Source organism: Geobacillus zalihae (assembly GCF_030414215.1).
Lineage (GTDB): Bacteria > Bacillota > Bacilli > Bacillales > Anoxybacillaceae > Geobacillus > Geobacillus zalihae.
The window spans coordinates 2,043,012-2,058,721 of record NZ_CP129217.1; the positions used below are offsets into that span (position 1 = coordinate 2,043,012).

Here is a 15,710-nt window from a genome sequence, read left to right on the forward strand (position 1 = left end):
TCTTGGATCGTTTGCGTCCTCATCCATTTCTGGTTCGGACAACGCCCAAGTTTAGGGGGGTGTCATCACCCCGTCCCATCGGGTTAGGATGTACCCCATGGGCGGCGCACCTGTGACCAGTGCGCCTGCTAGTACGACATAGACTCCTGCAGCAAACGTGATTCCTTGCATAAGAGAGAAGACAAGAAAATTGACACCGCCGCTTAACTCCTTCTCGGTGAACTACCCCCACTTAATTTTCTAGCGAAAATTTGAAGTGGGGGCTTCCAAAGAAGTTTGACTGCTTCAAGCAATCCTTATTCTTTGAGGCGTGTCCACTTCGCCGCTAGAGCATAAGACACTCAGGTCTACAGCTTTACTTTTCTTTAAGATGTTTAATGCGCCATTGACATCAGCATTAATTAGTTTGCCAGACTTTGTTCGATACAAGCCGCGCTTAATACGTTTGCCGCTGAACTTATATTCTTTTGGATTGTCGGCATTATATTCAGGAATCTCATCGCCGTCAAAAAAGCTGGCTTGAGACGTATATGATTCTTCCTGTTTCAAGAATTCAATGCCGTAAAATTCACAAAGATATTCTAGTTTTTCTTTTATGTTACCGAGAGGAATATTGACAAAGTTTTGATTTGTCTTTTTTCCTAGATTAATATTGCGTTGCCATGTTTCCGCATAGCCAATGACAAGTTTGCCAATTTGATTTTCAATACAGTAGTTAATGATGTAACGGCAAGTCTTGTTGATATAATCATTCACTTTATTATTGCGATTCATAGCAAGCAAAGCCTGTTTACGAGTGGTGCCTTTGATTTTTTGCTTATCTTTTATGCTTTGAAGTCTGGCATTTTCTTTGTTAAACCATTGATTTATACTTTTTAATCTCCGCCCATCAATGATGAATGATCTGCCGTCTGATGTGACACAAGTGGCAAAATTGTTTAATCCTAAATCAATTGCCAGTGCTTTTTGGTCATTTAATTCTCTTTGATCTTCAGGCATTTCATATTTGTACTGAATCTCAAAGAACCTGGCATGATGCTTAGGAATGATTTCAATCTGCTTAATCTTTTTGTCCAGTAACACAGGCGGAATCGTTATCGTGATAGGCTTGTGAGTCTTTTTAAATAGGCGAGAATACGGTATCGTGAATTTGTTGCCGTCTATACGAATCTGGCCAATGATCAGTGAATGAAAGCCATCTTTTTTAAGATATTTTGGAATACTGATAGCCTTGTGGTCATATTTTCCTTGTTTGGCAAGACTGATCAAACCAAAGAAAGATTTAAAGGCTTCATTGACCTTTTTTAAAATTTGCTGTGCCATGTTGCTGTTTAACAGCTTATAGTTTTCGTTAGTTTTTGCAAGATGATAGTTTTTCTCATAATTAAGAAATTCCTTGTGTTCAAAATAGTATTGTCTGACATTGTACAATCCGACGTTGTACATGTTCTTGGCAATATGGCACAGTTCTCGAAGAGTCAAGTATTCTTCTTTGGTCAAACCATTTAGCTGTTGTTTGATACAAAAATACATTTTTTCACCTCCCATCTAACTATATTATACTATATTTTACTGAATCTATCCTATTTTCAGCAAAATATAGTTAAGGCGATTCCTCTCCCACTTACTCCGCTTCGCTTCGTTGAAGTGGGAGTCTTCTCGCCTAATTAAGATAAAAAAGCAATATTTAAGAACTGTAGTTGAGTAAATTTACTAACATAAATTTACAACCAAACAAAAAAGGAGACATGAACCCGACTCCTTGGTTAAAATAGATGTGCTAACCAACCATTCACAAGGAGGCTCATGTCTCATGAATAGATTAGCACATCATCAAGGAATCCACAAGTTTTTCATGGCGTTGGGGTTGGCGCTTTATTTCTCGAAACCGGTCATCAAGCATCTCGTTCATATTGTGGATGCCTTGACGACCAAGGGATTTTCGGGAACGTTGACCGATGTCCATCACTGGAGTTTTCATCCCAACCATCGAACAACGCTCAGCCATTTTTTCACGAAAAGCCCTTGGGATGAAGAGACGTTGCTTCGCAAACTCCAGCAATGGATCCTTCATCGCATCAAGCGAATCGCCAAACGGGAGAATCAACCCCTTTTTGTTTCGATTGATGATACCATTTGCCAAAAAACGAAGCCTTCGTCACGGGCCACGCACGCCATTCAAGGGTGTGATTGGCATTTCTCCCACAAAGATCATCAATCGGTCTGGGGGCATTCGCTCGTTTGGCTGATGGTACACACCATGACTCAGGCATTCCCGTTCGCGTTTCGTCTTTATGATAAGGCGGCGGGAACAAGCAAAGTCGACCTAGCGATGGAGATGCTTTCTTCGCTCAAGGTGAAGCCGGATCATCCGGTGTATGTGCTCATGGATTCATGGTATCCGTCCAAAGAGCTCATCGAAGCCTGCCTGAAAAAGGGATTCCATGTCATCGCGATGCTCAAGACGAACCGAATTCTCTACCCGAAAGGCATCGCCGTCCAAGCCAAGCAGTTCGCCCGCTATCTCGAACCGCGAGACACCCGCCTCGTCACGGTGGGGAACGAGCGCTATCGTGTCTACCGCTACGAAGGTGCGCTCAACGGTCTTGATGATGCGGTGGTGCTGCTTACTTGGAAGGCTGCTCAGCCGATGACACCCGAACATCTTCATTGCATCTTGAGCACCGATCGGGAGCTGAGTGACGAAGACATCTTGCGTTACTATGCCCAACGCTGGTCGATCGAATGCTTTTTCCGGCAGGCAAAAGACCAGCTGAAGCTTGATGGGTACCGTGTTCGCCACGTTCGGGCGGTCAAACGGTATTGGATCACCGTGTTGTTGGCTTGCGTGTACAGCATAGCCGAATCTCAACAAGACCTCTCCGCCGGACTGGAGCTTCTTCGATCGCGGAAAGGACACAGCCTAGTTGAGTTCATTTACAACGCGGCGAAGCAAGATATTCCCATTGATGTTGTCAAAAAACAACTCCATGTCGCCTAAGGGTTACCCTGTTTGTCTCTTTGTTAATGGAAAATATTGTAATGAAAATTACTCATCTACAGTTAAGAAAATAAAATCGATACAACTTACATTTCGCACCCTACAGTTTGGAAAAAATTATTTATTTGATTTTTTAGAATAACTTTCCGATCAACACGATTAGCGATGGCAATCTTTTTTGCCATCGCTAATCGTTCCGTATGACATTACACGTAAATGCCCTTGTCCATGCCTGGTCCTTGCAGAACCCTTCACTGATTAAGGAGATCGGTTTCCCGAACGAGCATTGGATTTGCCTATCCGGCAGCTCCACCTGGACGCTTGTCCGGTTGGTCAGGTCAGTTTCCGGCCTCCTGCAACACCCGATTTGTCTCTTCCGCCGCCTGATCGAGCGCGTTTTGCGGATCGATTCCTTCGTACAACCGTTCCATCGCTTTCACGACATGTTGCCGAGATTCAGGGAAGACGGTGATGAGCGCCCCTTGGGTAGCAGGGGTTGATTTTGTTTCATGCAGCTGATCCACCGTCACTTTTAATTGTGGGTATTTCGCCCACTCCTCTTTGACGAGCGGCTCATCGTACGCAGCCGGGTTAATGGCAAAATACCCTGTGCGCACATGCCACTCAGCTTGGACAGGAGCGGTTGTCAAGTATTTCATGAACTCCCACGCCGCTTTTTGCTCCTTTTCGCTGCTTCCTTTCATCATCCAGAGCGAAGCGCCGCCAATTACGACGCCTTGACGTTCCACGCCATCCGGGACAGGCAAATACGAAACGCCAACGTCAAATGGCGAGTTATCGATCAACGTTTTTACACCAGCGGACGAATCCAAATACATGGCGATTTTTCCTGCTTGGAAGGCGGCGCGCATGTCGTCCCAGTTTTGACCGGCGTTGTAAAACGTGCCGTCTCGGTACATGTCGCGGATCAGCTCAAATACGCGCTTCCCCTCATCTCCATTGAATACCGCTTTTGTCGCATCACTGCTCCGTCCATTGTTGTTGTTCACATACAGTCCGCCTTGTACGGCCACCATTTCTTCAAAAAACCAGCCGTAGTTCAAAATCGAGAATCCGTACCGTTCGGTTTCTTTTCCTTTTTTCTTTGTCAGCTTTTTCGCCGCTTCCTTCAACTCGCTATAGGTGAGAGGCGGTTTTTCCGGATCAAGCCCGGCTTCGCGGAACGCATCTTTGTTATAAATGAGTACAGGGGTGGATGAGTTGAACGGCATTGAGTAAATTCGCCCGTTGACTGTATAATAATTGACAATATTTTTCTCCCATTGTGAAACATCATACTTGTCTTTATCAATCCATGTCTGCACTGGTACAACCTTTCCACTGTCGATCATATGCTTTGTTCCGACTTCAAACGTCTGCATGATCGTCGGGGCGTCTTTTGTCCCTGCTGCCGCATTCCATTTCGTCAGCGCCTCCTCATAGGTGCCTTGAAATACTGGCTTCACCTCAATCTCTGGATGGGTTTGGTTAAAATCAGCGACAATGTCATTTAAGACCGGCTCCAAATCCCCGCTCATCGAATGCCAAAACACCACTTCTGTTTTGCCTCCCGCCGCTTTGCCCGCATCTTCGCTTGAGCATCCCGCGGCAAATCCAATAAACATTAAAGCTAAGAAACTGGCTAAAACCTTTCTCATCTTGTTTCTCCTCCTCGCTATTGAATCGCTCCTTGCATAAGCCCTTTTCGCAATTGCTTCTGTCCAGCAAACAACAGCAACAAAGTTGGAAGCATCGCGATAACCGCCGCTGCCATAACGACGCCCCAGCTGCTGGCGATCTCTTGCGTCTGCAGCTGCTTGAGCCCGATCTGCACGGTGCGGACACGGTCATCGTTTGTAACGAGCAGCGGCCATAAATACATATTCCAAGCGTCCAAAAAACTGTAAACAGCCAGCGTCACCAAACTCGTTTTTGAAAGCGGCAGCACGACGCGGCAAAAAAAGCGGAAATTCCCCACCCCAGACAACTGCGCCGCCTCATACAGCTCGTGCGGAATTTGCTTAAACTGTTGCCGCAATAAAAAGATGCCAAATGCCATCGCCCAAAACGGCACGATGAGTCCTGCGTAATGGTTTGTCCAGCCAAGCGCTTGGATGGTCAAAAAATTTGGGATCACAGTCGCTTCCCACGGAACGAGCATCGTGGCAATGCACACGTAAAACCACCGATCCCGACCGGGAAAACGGAGAAACACAAAAGCGAAAGCGGCGAGACTTGACACGATGAGGCGCCCCACTGTAATCATGAAAGCCACAAAAAAGCTGTTCCATAAATATCTCCCAAGCGGAGCCTGTTGAAACGCGGCCTCATAATTGACCAATGTCCCCTTCTCAGGCCATAGGCGTCCTGACAAAATAGCGGCTCCATCCATCAAACTCATCAGAAGAGCATAAGCCACTGGAAACAAGATTACAACCGAGCATAGGCATAACAACACATAGTGAGCCGTTGCCCGCGCTATTTTCATTGGTAGTGCACCTTCCTCTCAGCAAACCGAAACTGCAAAAACGTGGCGATGGCGATGATGAGAAAAAGGACAAGGGCTTGCGCGCTCGCGGAACCAAACTGATAGTTGACGAACGCTTCCCGGTAAATCGCGTAAACGAACACATTCGTAGCCTCCACCGGCCCGCCTTTCGTTAAAAAGTCAATTTGTCCAAACGTTTGCAGCGCTTGAATAAGCGAGACCGTCGTGACAAAAAACAACGTCGGCGACAACAGCGGCACAGTCACTGTCCACAGCTGCCGCCAATAGCTCATTCCAGCGATGCGGGCGCTTTCGTACAAGGATGGATCGATGTTTTGCAGACCGGCCAGCAACAATAAAAAGGTCAGTCCGATATTCATCCAAATCGTCGCCGCCGCCACCGCATACAATGCCGTGTCCTGGTCAAGAAGCCATGAAACAGGAGTCCCGCCGATCGCAGACACCAAACGATTGATGATCCCGATCGCCGGATTGTACATAAACATCCAAATCACCGAAGCGACTCCCACGCTCATCCCCATCGTAGAGGCAAAAATCGTCCGGAAGATCCCGATTCCTTTCCGCTTTTCATGAACGAGCAACGCTAAACCGAACGAAACGGCGACCGTCGTCGGGACAGTGAGCACCGCAAATAGAACCGTCGCCTTCAAACTATGCCAAAACGATGCATCTTGAAGAAGAGCAACAAAATGCGCCAAACCGACAAATTCCGTCGGGTGCCCTTGATAATCGGTGTGAAACACGCTTAAATACATCGTTCTCCCCAACGGGTAAAAGAGAAACACGCCAAACAGCAGGAGCGAAGGACAAAGATACACCATCCCTTCCAACCACGATTTTATTGCGGCCTGCCGCGCCTCCCGCTTCGTCCGGACCGACCATGACGCTGGGGAGGGAACCGTTGAAACACGCTCATTCATTGGTGAACCCGCACCTCCTCCCGCTTGATGGACGGGGCTCCAATTCGCTTTCCAGACGCATCGAAAAACAGGAAATCCTGCTCATCAAACGTCAATGGCACCACCTCTCCCAAGCGGATGCGCCATTGTCCATTCCATCGTGCTGTCCAATAAAGATTTTTTGCCAACTCAAACGTCACTAACGTTTCATTGCCGAGCCACTCGACATGGCTGACTTTGACGGCCATAGATTCTTCTCCTGATTCCGCCGGCTCAATATGTTCCGGCCGCAGTCCGACGATCACCCGTTCAGCCTTCGGCAAAGAACGACGCAGAAGACGGATGGGCCGCTCGTTTTGCAATAAGAGGGAATGGTTCAGCACATGCGCTTCCGCCAAATTCATCGGCGGTGTTCCGATAAATGAAGCGACAAACGTGTTATCTGGGCTATTGTATACATCAAGCGGACTGCCGATTTGTTGCGGACGGCCGTCATGCAAAATCATCATCCGGTCAGCCATGGTCATCGCTTCCGTCTGATCGTGCGTGACATAAATCACAGTCATGCCGAGCTGACGTTGCAAACGTCGAAGCTCGCTCCTCATTTTCGCACGCAGCTTGGCATCTAAATTGGAGAGCGGTTCATCCATCAAACAAAGCGGAGTCTGCGCGACAATCGCTCGCCCTAAGGCAACGCGTTGACGCTGCCCCCCTGACAATTCCCGCGGCTTCCTATGCAGCACATCGGTCAATCCAAGCAATTCCGCCGCTTCCATGCAACGTTTCACTTGTTCTTCTTTCGGCACCTTTTGCGCCTGCAAGACAATCCGCATATTTTGCTCCACCGTCAAATGGGGATATAGCGCATAATTTTGAAAGACCATCGATAACCGGCGGGCGTGAGGGGGCCAATCATTCGCCACCTGCCCATCGATCAGCACATATCCTGATGTCAGCGGCTCAAGGCCAGCGATCATCCGCAAAATCGTGCTTTTGCCGCATCCCGATGGGCCAACAAGAACAAAAAACTCCCCTGATTCAATCGCGACATTCACATTCTCGACCGCGCTCTTTTTGCCTCCATACGATTTCGTCACCTCGACCAGCTCAAGAAACGCCATCCGCTTTTCTCCCCTTTCCTCTTTTTCTATTCCATCGTAATCCATTTTTGTAAACACCATCTGAACTTATTTTTTGATTTATGTAAATATTTTTTGAATAAAAAAAGAAGCTCTGCCAACACAGAGCATCCTGTCACAGATTTGTAATCTTTTGGATCATCTGTTTTCCCTGTTGATACAAACATCAGCGTGATATTAACGAACGCCCTTCATGAGCCGCTGAATGCTCGGGGCGAGCAAAAACAAGATGACGCTTAACACAACCGCCGCCCCGCCGATCGTGCCGAAATAGGCCGTTTCGTTTTCGGGTGTATAGAAGCGCACAAGCTGGGCGTTGATCGCTTGCGCGGCGGCGTTCGATAAAAACCAAAGGCTCATCGTTTGCGCTGAGAAAGCGGCAGGGGCAAGTTTCGTCGTCGCCGACAGGCCGACCGGCGACAGGCAAAGCTCCCCGAGCACGACGATGAAGTAGCTTAACACGAGCCAAATCGGATGGACAAGCCCTCCGCCGCTCAAATGCCCCGGCACGAGGATGACGATGAACGACAGGCCGGCGAACAACAAGCCGAGCGCGAATTTTTGCGGGATCGTCGGCTGCCGTTTGCCAAGCTTCACCCACATCCACGCGAACACCGGCGCTAAGAGGATGATAAACAACGGGTTCAGCGATTGGAACCAAGCCGGCGAAAGGTGAATGCCGGCGACATCCAACTGTGTCCGTTTATCCGCATAGTTCGCCAAAATCGTCGACCCTTGTTCTTGAATGGCCCAAAACATCGCTGAAGCGACGAACAACGGAATGTACGCGATCACGCGCGACCGCTCCTCCGCCGTCGTTTTCGGGCTGCGGTACATGACGACAAAATAGATGATCGGGATGATGATGCCTAAGATGCCGACAAGGGAAATAAACGTCTCCACAGTGAACCAGCCGCTCGGAATCAAGATGGCTAGCAGCACGGCAATCACGACCGCCCCTACGGCCATGATGGAAGCCGCTTTTTTCTTTTCCGCTGGCGTCAATGGATTCGGCACATACGTCCCGGCCAACCCGAGGTTTTTCTTTCTTGTCGCGACGAAGACAATCAATCCGAGAAACATCCCGACGGCCGCAAGTCCGAAGCCGAGGTGGAAGTTATACTTCATCCCCGCGGTGCCGACAACAAGCGGAGCCAAAAAGCCACCAAGGTTAATCCCCATGTAAAAAATGCTGAATCCAGCGTCGCGGCGGTCATCGCCAGGCTTGTACATATCGCCGACAATGCTCGACACGTTCGGTTTTAACAACCCGGTTCCCAAGACGATGAGCGCCATGGACACAAACAGCGCCGCCACCCCGCCCGGAATCGCCAGGGCGATATGACCGGCCATAATGAGAAGGCCGCCGTAAAAGACCGCGCGCGACGTGCCAAACACCCGGTCAGCAAGCCAACCGCCAATGATTCCGGACATGTACACAAGCGCCCCATAAATCGACATAATCGCGAGCGCCAGATGCTCATCAAGCCCGAGCCCGCCTTTCGATACTTCATAATACATGTAATACACTAAAATGGCGCGCATGCCGTAATACGAAAAGCGTTCCCAAAATTCCGTGAAAAAGAGCGTAAACAACCCTTTCGGATGGCCGAAAAAGCCGCGCTGGGGAACGCTGGCAGCGATTTGTTGCTTGTCAATGGATGACATAACCACTACTTACCTCCTTTAAATTCTTTTAATATAATAATTCATTATGTTTATATTGTCAAAAAAATTTTGTATGATTTATAGTTAAGGTGAATAAAACAATAAATTAAGAAAAATAATATTATTTATAAAAAACATCCCTCGTTTCCGTTTTCTTCGTTATCGAAAACAACCTTTTTCCGCCTTTCGTTGACATGTATAATAACAGGGAATCGTCGTTTCCCCAACAGCACCATTTCCTCTTTTCCATCTCATCTGCATCTTTGTGTTCACCGCAATTGGCACATGAATCGATGCTTCTTCGAAAAAGATATCGTGCATTCCGCTTATTTCCGTCCCCGTGCAAAATGTGTTATACTGATCATGACACAGTTCACCAAATGAAGGGGGATGTGGGGATGCTATACCCGTATAACGGAAAACGTCCGAATGTTCATGAAACCGCATTCATTGCTCCGGGAGCCTATTTGATCGGAGACGTCACTGTCGGTCCGGAATCGACGATTTGGTTCAACGCGGTCCTGCGCGGAGATGAAGGGCCGATTACAATCGGCGCCCGAACGAGCATTCAAGACAATACGACCTGCCATTTGTACGAAGGGTCGCCGCTTGTCGTTGAAGATGAGGTGACGGTCGGGCATAATGTGATCCTTCATGGCTGCACGATCCGCAAACGGTCGATCATCGGCATGGGGTCGACGATTTTGGATGGAGCCGAAATCGGCGAAGAGTGCATCATCGGCGCCAACACGTTGATTCCGTCCGGCCAAAAGATTCCGCCCCGCTCGCTCGTTGTCGGCTCGCCTGGAAAAGTGGTGCGTGAACTGACGGACAAAGACCTTGCGCTCATCCAGCTGTCGATTGATACATACGTGCAAAAAGGAAAAGAGTATCGAAAACAGCTGGCCGATCATCGGGAGTAACATCAGCACCATCCCATCAACGAGATGGCTGCGCAAAAAACGATCGACGCGGCCGTCATACGGCTTATCGAAGAAAGAAAAAGAGCCAGCCGAAAAGGCATGGCTCTTTCTTTGCGCTTCCGATTCATGTCGGATGCAACTAGAAACGCATCACTTTTTCCATCGCGTGCAGCACGCGCGACGGCGTTGGCAAATAATCGTCTTCATAGGCGAAAAACGGAACCGGAACGTCAAATCCCGTCACCCGTTCGACTGGTGCATGTTGATAGAAAAACGATGTGTCATTGATGACGGCGAGAATGTCATTGGCTAACCCACCGGTCGCATGCGCTTCTTGGACAATGACGGCTCTTCCTGTCTTTTGCACCGACTCGGCAATCATATCTTTATCGAGCGGGTAAAGGGTGCGCAAGTCGATGACATCGGCATCAATCCCTTTTTTCGCCGCCTCTTCCGCCGCCTTCATGGCGACCGGCACCATAGCGCCCCAGGCGATGACGGTCACGTCGTCCCCTTCGCGAAGTTTTTTTCCTTTGCCAATTTCAATCGCATATTTTCCTTCCGGAACGTCCTCGCGAAACGCCCGATAGCTGCGCATCGGTTCCAAAAAGAGGACAGGGTCCGGGTCTTCAATCGCGGCAATCAGCAGCCCTTTGGCGTCGTACGGCGACGCGGGGCAGACGACTTTGATCCCCGGCATATGGGTAAACAGCGCTTCCGTGCTGTCGGAATGAATTTCCGGGGCCCGCACCCCTGCGCCGTACGGGGCGCGAATGACCAAGGGCACGGTAAAATGCCCTCTCGTCCGCGCACGCATGCGTGCCGCATGGGTCATGATTTGTTCATAGGCTGGATAGATAAAACCTAAAAACTGAATTTCTACGACAGGACGAAATCCACCAAGCGCCATTCCAATCGCTGCACCAGTAAATCCTGCCTCGCTTAACGGCGTGTCCATCACCCTCTCCTCACCAAATTCCTCAAGCAATCCTTCGGTGGCGCGAAACACACCACCATTTTTTCCAATATCTTCCCCGAGCAGGATGACATCTTCATGCTCTTTTAGCATGGTACGAAGCGCATCATTGACCGCTTGCACGATGGTGAGCGATTTGACGCCTACTTTGGTGATCACCTTTCCATCCCCCGCTTCCACTGAAGATACGCTTCTTTCTGCTCCGCAATCGTCCATGTCGGTTGGGCGAACACAAAGTCAAACATGTCAGATACATTCGCTTTTGGATAGCTCTCCATTTCCACAACCGCCTGCTCGATTTCCGCGTCCACTTCCGCTTGCACTTGATTTGCCCACTCTTCATCCCACCAGCCTTCCCGCTGCATCAACCGCTCGACCCGCTTGATCGGATCGGTCGTTTCGCGCCGTTTCTTGCTTTCCTCCTGGTCGCGATATCTGGACGGGTCATCCGACGTCGTATGGGCGCCATAACGCCATGTCACCGCTTCGATTAACGTCGGCCCCCCTCCGTTTCTCGCCCGCTCGAGCGCCTCAGTTGTTTTGAAATACACGGCAAACACGTCATTTCCATCGATGCGAAGACCGGGAATATCGTACGCCAACGCTTTTTGCGCGATCGTTTTTGTCTTCATCTGACGGGTGATCGGAACGGAAATCGCATATTGGTTGTTTTGGTTGAAAAAGACGACAGGTGCGTCAAAAACGCTCGCGAAATTCAATCCCTCATGGAAATCTCCTTCTGATGTCGCTCCATCACCGAAGTACACAATCACCACATTTTTCGTCCCCTTCCATTTTTCGGCGCACGCCGCCCCCGCTGCATGAGGGAGTTGCGTGGCAATCGGAACGCTCGGCGGAACGATTTTTTTTCCCTCAGGTGGAACACACCCTTCCGTCCGCCCTTTCCAGTATAAAAGCGTTTGCGTTAAGGAACGGCCGAACGTCATCATCGCCCCATGATCGCGGTAGGTCGGAAACATCCAATCACCGTCGTTGAGTGCAAGCGCGCTTCCGACTTGACACGCCTCTTGCCCTTCGTACGGCACATACGTCCCGATGCGCCCTTGCCGCTGCAGGCTGACACATTTTCGGTCAACCATTCTCGTGCGAATCAGATGGCGGTACATCGTCATCGTCAATTCTTTCGTGATTTGTTCACGATATTCAGGCTGCACAATCGTTCCTTCTTCATTTAATACTTGCACAATCGGAAAATCGCGTTCCATACCATTCCTCCTCTCCATGGTATTTGAATGGCTGATCGATCAGCTCAATACCGCACGATCGCTCGCGAGTTGTTCCCCGCGAATGCGTTGGAATTCTGCGAGTAACTTTTCTACCGTTAAGCTTTTCTTTTCATTCTCATCCACTTCGAAAATGATCTGCCCTTTATCCATCATGATGAGTCGGTTTCCTAAATCGATGGCCTGCTGCATATTGTGGGTGACCATCAAGGTCGTCAGGCGGTAACGCTCGACAATCTCTTTTGTTAGGTTGGTGATCAACTCTGCTCTCGCTGGGTCGAGCGCCGCTGTATGTTCATCGAGAAGCAAAATGGACGGTTCGGTGAAGGTCGCCATCAGCAAAGACAACGCCTGCCGCTCCCCGCCCGAGAGCAAGCCGACTTTCGCCCCGAGGCGATCCTCCAATCCGAGATGAAGGGTGGCGAGCAGCTCGCGAAACTCATCGCGCCGTTTTTTCGTCACCCCGCGGCGGAGCGTGCGCGTTTGATTGCGGGCGTACGCCATCGCCAAATTTTCCTCAATCGTCATGTTCGGCGCCGTTCCCGCCATCGGATCTTGAAACACTCTTCCGATATAGCGAGAACGGACGTATTCCGGCATCATCGTGACATCTTGACCGTCGATCCAAATCGTCCCTTCATCCGGGAACATCACTCCTGAAATCACATTCATCAACGTCGATTTGCCTGCGCCGTTGCTGCCGATCACGGTGACAAAATCGCCTTTTTGCAGCGTTAAGTGAATGTTTTGAAGGGCGATTTTTTCATCCGGCGTCCCCTCATGAAACACTTTATAAATCCCGTTTAATTGCAACATCCGCCCCACCCTTTCCAACAGCGGCCGCCGCTGCCGCCTCGGCTTGGATTCGTCTTTTTGCTTCTTTTCGTTTTTTCTCTTGTTGTTGGCGGACGAGCTGGGGAACCACAAGGGCCAAAACGACCATGCATGCCGTGATCAGCTTCACATCCCCCGTCTCAAGAAATTGGACGCGCAAGGCAAGGCTCACGACAATGCGGTATAGAATCGCCCCGCCGATCACGGCAAGCGTGGTCCGCGCGATCGTTTTCGTTCCCAATACCGCTTCACCGATAATGACCGAAGCAAGGCCGATAATGATCATGCCGATTCCCATCCCGACATCGGCGAACGCCCCATACTGGGCGACAAGCGCCCCCGAGAACGCGACCATGGCATTGGAAAGGCCCAACCCTAAGACAATGAGCAAATTGGTGTTCGCCGACAGGCTGCGAATCATGCGTGGATTATCGCCCGTCGCCCGAATCGCAAGCCCAATTTCCGTCTGCAAAAACCAGTCGGTGAACCATTTAAACAAAAGAGCAAGCAATGTCATCGACAGGAGAATTCCCCATGTTTTGGCCGCGGCTGCGTCAAGTCCGATGTTCGTCCCCCATTCTTGAATGGTTGTAAAGACGGTCTTTTGATTTAAAAGAGGTACATTTGAACGCCCCATGATGCGAAGATTGATCGAGTAAAGCGCAATCATCATTAAAATGCCCGACAAAAGCGGGTTGATCTTCCCGGCTGTATGAAGAAGCCCGGTCATACACCCGGCGGCGAATCCAACGAAAAGCGCCAGACACGTCGCGGCAAACGGATTGACGCCATGGACGATCAACGTCGCCGCCACCGCGGCTCCGGTTACAAAGCTGCCGTCCACGGTTAAATCCGGGAAATCCAACACACGAAACGACAAATACACTCCCAGCGCCATAATGGCGTAAATCAGTCCCGATTCCACTGCTCCCGTGATGGACGCCAGCAACAGCACTCATCCTTTCATTCCATGTATTCCGCCATTTGATCCCATTCAGGCTTCAGTTTGATTCCTTGCTTTTCGGCCGCTTGTTTATTGATGACGAGCTTCAGCTTTTTCGGATATTCCGGCGTGACGCCGATCGTAACCGTTTTGTTCTCCGCCGCTTTTTCTTTTCCGCCATTGGTCGCCGTCTTTTCCCCTCCCCCGCAGCCAGAGAGCATGAGTGCTCCGAACAAGATGGGAATGGCCAATCGTGACACGATCTGGTTCATGATCCTTCTCCCCCCACGACTTCTTCTACTTTGTATTTCGAATGATAATACGATTATTTATTTTCAGATAAATCTTTTCGCATGAATGCACGTTAATGGCGAACATCCCACTTCGGCCGCTTTTGGTGCGTGAAAAAATGATTGCGGCGTTTGCGTTTCTCGAGCCGCTCTTCGCAAAATTGGTCGGCTGCCTCAACCGTCGTCATTCCTTCTGATTCAGCCCGTGCATAAATGGCGAGCAATGTATCGTAAATCGCTTTCGTTTTCGCCAACACCCGCTCTTTGTTCGCCCCGTACAGTTCATCAGCCACTTGAATGAGGCCGCCGGCGTTGACGATATAATCGGGGGCGTATACGATGCCTTTTTCCTTCAACATTCGGGCGTGGCGTTTGTCGGCCAGCTGATTGTTCGCCGAACCGACGACCGCTTTCACCCGCAGGACGGCGATCGTGTCATCGTTGATGACGCCGCCAAATGCGCACGGGATGAACACATCGGCTTGGACGCGATAAATATCCGTTCCGTTCACCGGCTTGACGGACGCCCCGATTTGCTTGCCGTACGCCATGACCTCTTTGACTGCCGCTTCGTTCAAATCGCACACATACAGATCCGCCCCTTCTTCAAGCAAACGAAGCGCCACTTTTTTTCCGACTTTTCCGAGCCCTTGGATGGCATACGTTTTGCCTTGCAAATGCCGGCTGCCAAACACCACCTGGTTTGTCGCTTGAATCCCGTACACGACGCCCTCGGCCGTCGGCACGGATGAGTCGCCGCTTCCGCCATACGCTTCCGGAACACCGACGATGCAATTCGTCTCTTTCATGGCGTGCACGAAATCATCCGGCGTCGTCCCCATATCGGTGCCTGTGTAAAACCGGCCGCCTAATGACTCGACAAACTGGCCGAACGCACGAAACAATTCCGGTGATTTGTCTTTGCGCGGGTCGCCGATGATCACCGCTTTGCCGCCGCCAAAATCGACATCTGCGGCCAAACATTTATACGTCATCCCTTTCGACAGCCGAAGCGCATCGGCGAGCGCCTCTTCCGTCGTGGCATACGGATGCATCCGACAACCGCCGAGCGCCGGCCCAAGCGCGGTGCTGTGAATGGCAATGATCGCCCTTAGGCCAGTCGCTTCATCGTGGCAAAACACGACCTGTTCGTGTTCGCGCATATGGAAAAACAAATCGAAGCTTTGCGACATGTTTGGCGATAGCATGACCTTCATCGCGTCCCCTCTCCTTTGCTTTACTGCTTGAAAGCGTTTTCAAGTTAATATAACAAAAAATATTATT

At 50.0% G+C, this 15,710-nt stretch carries 13 protein-coding genes and 1 pseudogene; 2 read left to right on the top strand and 12 right to left on the bottom strand.

Annotation, left to right across the window (positions count from 1 at the left end):
* Positions 1–285: 285 nt before the first annotated feature.
* Positions 286–1,533: an RNA-guided endonuclease InsQ/TnpB family protein gene (locus tag QWV57_RS10240; protein WP_014195799.1), complete on the bottom strand. Its 1,248-nt coding sequence runs from the start codon at positions 1,531–1,533 to the stop codon at positions 286–288.
* A 280-nt stretch (positions 1,534–1,813) separates the two neighbouring features.
* On the opposite strand from QWV57_RS10240, the gene QWV57_RS10245 reads away from it, so the two are divergent.
* The gene (locus QWV57_RS10245; protein WP_081133251.1) at positions 1,814–3,001 is read left to right on the top strand and encodes an IS701 family transposase; all 1,188 of its coding nucleotides are present in this window, start codon (positions 1,814–1,816) and stop codon (positions 2,999–3,001) included.
* Positions 3,002–3,339: 338 nt separating this feature from the next.
* Here QWV57_RS10245 and QWV57_RS10250 read toward each other — a convergent pair whose 3' ends face one another.
* The 5 genes from QWV57_RS10250 to QWV57_RS10270 form a co-directional block, all read right to left on the bottom strand.
* Positions 3,340–4,659: an ABC transporter substrate-binding protein gene (locus QWV57_RS10250; protein WP_301099777.1), complete on the bottom strand. Its 1,320-nt coding sequence runs from the start codon at positions 4,657–4,659 to the stop codon at positions 3,340–3,342.
* 17 nt (positions 4,660–4,676) lie between these two features.
* Positions 4,677–5,489, bottom strand: a complete 813-nt coding sequence (locus tag QWV57_RS10255) for a carbohydrate ABC transporter permease (RefSeq protein ID WP_020756023.1) — start codon at positions 5,487–5,489, stop codon at positions 4,677–4,679.
* Positions 5,486–6,430, bottom strand: a complete 945-nt coding sequence (locus QWV57_RS10260; RefSeq protein ID WP_301099783.1) for a carbohydrate ABC transporter permease — start codon at positions 6,428–6,430, stop codon at positions 5,486–5,488. Before QWV57_RS10260 ends, QWV57_RS10255 begins: the two co-directional genes overlap by 4 nt.
* Entirely contained in the window at positions 6,427–7,530 is a 1,104-nt protein-coding gene (locus QWV57_RS10265; protein WP_301099785.1) for an ABC transporter ATP-binding protein, read from the bottom strand. Before QWV57_RS10265 ends, QWV57_RS10260 begins: the two co-directional genes overlap by 4 nt.
* 195 nt (positions 7,531–7,725) lie before the next feature.
* Positions 7,726–9,216: a peptide MFS transporter gene (locus QWV57_RS10270; RefSeq protein WP_033006228.1), complete on the bottom strand. Its 1,491-nt coding sequence runs from the start codon at positions 9,214–9,216 to the stop codon at positions 7,726–7,728.
* A gap of 398 nt (positions 9,217–9,614) precedes the next feature.
* On the opposite strand from QWV57_RS10270, the gene QWV57_RS10275 reads away from it, so the two are divergent.
* Positions 9,615–10,139: a gamma carbonic anhydrase family protein gene (locus tag QWV57_RS10275; protein ID WP_033006227.1), complete on the top strand. Its 525-nt coding sequence runs from the start codon at positions 9,615–9,617 to the stop codon at positions 10,137–10,139.
* 139 nt (positions 10,140–10,278) lie between these two features.
* On the opposite strand, the gene QWV57_RS10280 is transcribed toward QWV57_RS10275, so the two are convergent.
* The 6 genes and pseudogenes from QWV57_RS10280 to QWV57_RS10305 form a co-directional block, all read right to left on the bottom strand.
* Positions 10,279–11,274: an alpha-ketoacid dehydrogenase subunit beta gene (locus QWV57_RS10280; protein WP_301099789.1), complete on the bottom strand. Its 996-nt coding sequence runs from the start codon at positions 11,272–11,274 to the stop codon at positions 10,279–10,281.
* Complete coding sequence (pdhA, locus tag QWV57_RS10285) at positions 11,271–12,341, bottom strand: pyruvate dehydrogenase (acetyl-transferring) E1 component subunit alpha (RefSeq protein ID WP_301099791.1); 1,071 nt, start codon at positions 12,339–12,341, stop codon at positions 11,271–11,273. The genes QWV57_RS10280 and pdhA overlap by 4 nt, the downstream gene beginning before the upstream one ends.
* Before the next feature lie 39 nt (positions 12,342–12,380).
* The gene (locus tag QWV57_RS10290; RefSeq protein WP_301099792.1) at positions 12,381–13,175 is read right to left on the bottom strand and encodes an ABC transporter ATP-binding protein; all 795 of its coding nucleotides are present in this window, start codon (positions 13,173–13,175) and stop codon (positions 12,381–12,383) included.
* Positions 13,150–14,142, bottom strand: a complete 993-nt coding sequence (locus QWV57_RS10295; RefSeq protein WP_301099794.1) for an ABC transporter permease — start codon at positions 14,140–14,142, stop codon at positions 13,150–13,152. Before QWV57_RS10295 ends, QWV57_RS10290 begins: the two co-directional genes overlap by 26 nt.
* Positions 14,143–14,156: 14 nt before the next feature.
* Positions 14,157–14,270 (bottom strand): annotated as a pseudogene (locus QWV57_RS10300) (ABC transporter substrate-binding protein); the annotation flags it as partial.
* Between the two features lie 230 nt (positions 14,271–14,500).
* A complete protein-coding gene (locus tag QWV57_RS10305; RefSeq protein WP_301099796.1) occupies positions 14,501–15,643 on the bottom strand; it encodes a Glu/Leu/Phe/Val dehydrogenase dimerization domain-containing protein in 1,143 nt (380 codons plus the stop codon).
* Positions 15,644–15,710 lie beyond the last annotated feature (67 nt).